Below are 3,807 nucleotides of genomic sequence, written 5' to 3' on the forward strand. Positions count from 1 at the left end.
AGCGAGCTGTCCCAGGACGTCCTGGAGCAAACGGTGGGCAAACTGCTGGATGCGCCCGGTCGCTTGCAGGACATGGCCGACCGGGCGAAACGGCTGGCCCAACCCGACGCGCGCCATAAGATTGTGGATCACATCCTGGAACTGGTGGAGGAGTGATGTTTGGCCGCATTAAAAAGATTCACTTTGTCGGCCTGGGCGGTATCGGCATCAGCGGCATGGCCGAGTTGCTCCACAGCCTCGGATTCATCATCTCCGGTTCGGACCTGCGCAGCAGCGAGATTACCGACCACCTGGAAAAACTGGGCACGCGCTTTCACGAGGGCCATCACGCCGACCACATCGACGGTTGCGATATAGTGGTGTATTCGTCGGCCGTCAAGCCTGACAACCCCGAACTGGAGGCCGCTCGCGGCCTGAATATTCCGGTCATTCGCCGGGCCGAAATGCTCGGGGAACTGCTGAAGGTGGCCGAGACGAGCATCGCAGTCGCCGGGACCCACGGTGCGCTTTCCTTCGGGACGGATGCGGGCCTGGCCGGAGCCGGCGGGTAGGTCCGGTAGGGAATCCCCCTCCGCCAGGGCGTAGAAGAAATTCTCTTCCACTCCCCGCACGCCCGCGATGAGCGCCCAGGTGGTGTGGCTGTGGGGCGGCACCTTTTTGGCGCCTTGGGAGACCACCATATAGAGGGCGCAGCCATGGTTCGCATCCTCGGAAAGCCGGTAGACCGGATTTTGTCCACTCTCGTCCAGATAGAAGGGGAAGTCCTCGGTTGGAAACAGCTCCGCCCGCGCGCCCAGTCCACCCAGGATGCCCGCCATTTCCTCCAGCGCGTCCGGATTCACCCCCCGCTTCTCCGCGGCGCCGCGAATTCCGGCTACGGCGTCCGCGATGGCTTCTTTACGCAGTTGTTCCAACGGGCTCCGTTGATTATAAATATCCCGTTTTTCCCAGGCCGTCCCGGGCGGGAAGGGCCTCGCCGAAAACGGCGGCAACCTGCCAATCACCAGTGTTCCCCGCGTAGGAATGCGGATATCAACCAGCGCACACATTCTGCGGCGGGGGAGAGCGAATTTCAATAGGAAGGGGAAATTACTGCGGAAATGCAAGGAGGGGCCGTTCCCGGCCCCCCCGGAGTTCTAATTCGAGGCCGTAAAGGTCAAGGCGTTGGAGAACAATTCCGGGTAATTCCCTGTCAAATTGCCACCGTCGACAGGGGACATGGCGAGTCCCACTACAGTGCCGGTTGCGTTCACCCCGATGGCCGCATTCCCGGCAGCCCAATCCGCCAGCACGATTCCATCCGGCGCGACTGTGGGATTATCCCGGTATCTCACGCCAAGGGAAACCACGCCGGCCATGATGGGGTGCGCTGCATCGTAGACCGTACTCATGGACGTAACCGTGTTGGGATTGACCGCGTCGAAATTGAAGGGAGAATAGCCCCCGGCGGCAAATGTTCCCCCCACCCCATAACCCGCGGCGTGACCGTAGGTTGCCACCACAACTCCGCCACCCGCGTCGACATAGTCGGCCAGAAGGTCGCCAAGCGCCGTCACACTGGCAGGGGAGCCGTCCGTCCACACCATTACGGCCTGATACGCCGACAAATCGGCCAGGGTGGGGGTGGCAATCGTGTTGTCGTACGTATCCACCACCGGGAACCCGAAGGGCGTGAGATATCCCTGCACGAAGGCGAATCCGCTTAAATCGTCTTGTCCCAGCAGCAGCACATTCACATCGGCGGGGGTCACCGGACCGCCCCCGAGCCCCCGTGAATCAACCCTGTCCGAGACGGTCTCATCCTCACTACATCCGGTGGCCAGCAGCAGCGCCCCCAGCAGCAGGGCGGGCAAAAACATTTTCCACATGTTGGCTCTGCGTTTCATGATACCTCTCGCTGTTGAGACGACAGCCCCCCCAGGATTAATTCCAGGCCGCGAAGGCCAGGGTATTGGCCACCAGGGTTTCGAAATCACCGCCGCGGTTGGGGTCCGGGGGAATCACTTCCAAACCCACCACATTCCCGGTGGCAGTAACGGCCACCATGGGCGCGCCGTTGTCGAAATTGGCGATGGAGATGCCACCGGCCGCCATGGTCGGTGCGGAGCGGTAGTAGGCATTCAGGGTCACCACGTTTTCCATGATGGGATGGCCGGGCTGATCCACGGAGCCCACATTCTGGTTGGAAAACGGACCGGAGCCGTCGATATTGTAGGGACTATACCCATCGGAAATGATCCTGCCCAGGATGGAAGTCCCCGCATGATGCGCAAACGCCGCCAGTACCACGCCGCCGCCGCTGTCCACGTAATCGGCCAGGTTGTCCCCGAATAAAGTGGCGTTGCTGAAGGATGAATTGCTCCAGAGGATCACCACATCGTAGTTTTGCAACTGGGCCAGAGTCGGTGTTCCGGAGTTATTGTCGAAAGTATCCAACACCGGAAATCCGAACGGAGTCAGATAGGTCTGCACGGCTGCCATTCCGTCCAGATTGGTCTGGCCCGCGATCAGCACGTTGGTCACCGTGGGATCCGGTACCGATCCCAGTCCCAATTCGTCCACCCGATCAGAGACCGATGTTTCTTCCCCGCATCCGGCGCCCAATAGCAGCGCCCCCAGCAGCAAGGCGGGCAATATTATTTTTCCTTTGAGATTCATGATACCCCTCGATATCGTTCTCTATCCCCCCTGGGACGGCCTGATTTTCATTTCTTCTTCCATTCCTATTGATAATTATATACAAAATAGGTGATATTTCTGATATTGTCAAGTAAAAAATAGTTTATTGACAAATTTTTCTAATATTCAGCAGCGAACTCAAGTGAGAGCGGCGAATCTCGAAAAAAACTCGCAGGCGAACCCATGGGCAGGGAGCAGGCCGTGCAATGTAACGGACCACAGCCATGCAACAGAAATGGAAGCGAACCCTCCCCTGGGATAAATCCGGAGAAAAAGGGCTTTTACACTTCCTGATGCGGGAATGGACGGCCGCCTTTCTCCGTGAATGCCAGGTTCAGTTCGGCTGCCACGGTAGCGAGTGGCCTGTCCCGTGTCCACAGCCACGCCGGCGCGGCCAGCACCGCCGAGGCCAGCAAGTGAACAGCGATATAGCCGATGCCCCGGCCCATCAGGGCCCGGCGCTCGATGAAGTCCAGCACCTCGGGGTCCGTGACGGCCGGCGCCACAGGGAGGTCGCCGAGGAGCCGGAGCACTTCACTCCGGTTCCTGAGATTGCCGCAAGCGAGCTCGCCGAGGATGAACGGATGCATCAACACCCGCTCCTCCTCCAGCGCGGCAGCCAGGGCTGGCGAGCCTTTCCGCAGGTGGTCGATCCAGACGGAGGTGTCAACCAGGATCATGCGGATTTCGGCCGCCGCCGGGAGACGGGCGTCAACTGGGGTTCGCTGCCGCCCAGCCGCGCCAGCCGCCGGGCGCTTTCGCGTTCGATCAAGGCGCGCAATCCCGCGTGCACCAGGGCGGTGCGTTCCTTGATGCCGGTCATGCGCTGCGCTTCCGCGAGCAGTTGCTGATCCAGATTGATGGTCGTGCGCATGGCAGTGGCCTCCTGAAGGTATGCATCAATCGATGCATCATTCTATGCGCATTTTGATGCTCCTGTCCACTTCCAGGCGTCTCTTATCCGTTACGACGCCTAAAAAGAAAGGGGTTGAGAGCACCAGCGCTCCCTCACGCCTATGTAAAAAAAATCGTAAAAATTTACGTTCAGTAATCACGGCTGTCCGGTTAACTCTCGAATAAATTCAGTTGGTTAGAGCTATGGTCATCGGTTTCTTGCTTGAGTGCATC

General features: G+C 59.4%; 5 protein-coding genes. 1 reads left to right on the forward strand and 4 read right to left on the reverse strand.

The features are described from left to right. Window positions 1-155: 155 nt before the first annotated feature. Window positions 156-551, forward strand: a complete 396-nt coding sequence (locus FVQ81_18085) for a hypothetical protein (GenBank protein MBW7998442.1) — start codon at window positions 156-158, stop codon at window positions 549-551. Window positions 552-1,136: 585 nt separating this feature from the next. On the opposite strand, the gene FVQ81_18090 is transcribed toward FVQ81_18085, so the two are convergent. From FVQ81_18090 to FVQ81_18105, 4 genes are all read right to left on the reverse strand, one after another. Next, a complete protein-coding gene (locus FVQ81_18090) occupies window positions 1,137-1,886 on the reverse strand; it encodes a ThuA domain-containing protein (protein MBW7998443.1) in 750 nt (249 codons plus the stop codon). A 37-nt stretch (window positions 1,887-1,923) separates the two neighbouring features. Beyond that, window positions 1,924-2,658, reverse strand: a complete 735-nt coding sequence (locus FVQ81_18095; GenBank protein MBW7998444.1) for a hypothetical protein — start codon at window positions 2,656-2,658, stop codon at window positions 1,924-1,926. Between the two features lie 302 nt (window positions 2,659-2,960). Continuing rightward, window positions 2,961-3,359 (reverse strand): VapC toxin family PIN domain ribonuclease, encoded by a 399-nt coding sequence (locus FVQ81_18100; GenBank protein MBW7998445.1) that lies wholly within the window; start codon window positions 3,357-3,359, stop codon window positions 2,961-2,963. Next, entirely contained in the window at window positions 3,356-3,553 is a 198-nt protein-coding gene (locus FVQ81_18105; GenBank protein ID MBW7998446.1) for a type II toxin-antitoxin system VapB family antitoxin, read from the reverse strand. The genes FVQ81_18100 and FVQ81_18105 overlap by 4 nt, the downstream gene beginning before the upstream one ends. Between the last annotated feature and the right edge of the window lie 254 nt (window positions 3,554-3,807).

The organism is Candidatus Glassbacteria bacterium, assembly GCA_019456185.1.
In the GTDB taxonomy this organism is placed as follows: Bacteria; Gemmatimonadota; Glassbacteria; order GWA2-58-10; family GWA2-58-10; genus JAJRTS01.

Coding starts and splice junctions, on each gene's coding strand:
- FVQ81_18095 (MBW7998444.1), bottom strand. CDS start 2,658: ATGAATCTCAAAGGAAAAATAATATTGCCCGCCTTGCTGCTGGGGGCG.
- FVQ81_18090 (MBW7998443.1), bottom strand. CDS start 1,886: ATGAAACGCAGAGCCAACATGTGGAAAATGTTTTTGCCCGCCCTGCTG.
- FVQ81_18105 (MBW7998446.1), bottom strand. CDS start 3,553: ATGCGCACGACCATCAATCTGGATCAGCAACTGCTCGCGGAAGCGCAG.
- FVQ81_18085 (MBW7998442.1), top strand. CDS start 156: ATGTTTGGCCGCATTAAAAAGATTCACTTTGTCGGCCTGGGCGGTATC.
- FVQ81_18100 (MBW7998445.1), bottom strand. CDS start 3,359: ATGATCCTGGTTGACACCTCCGTCTGGATCGACCACCTGCGGAAAGGC.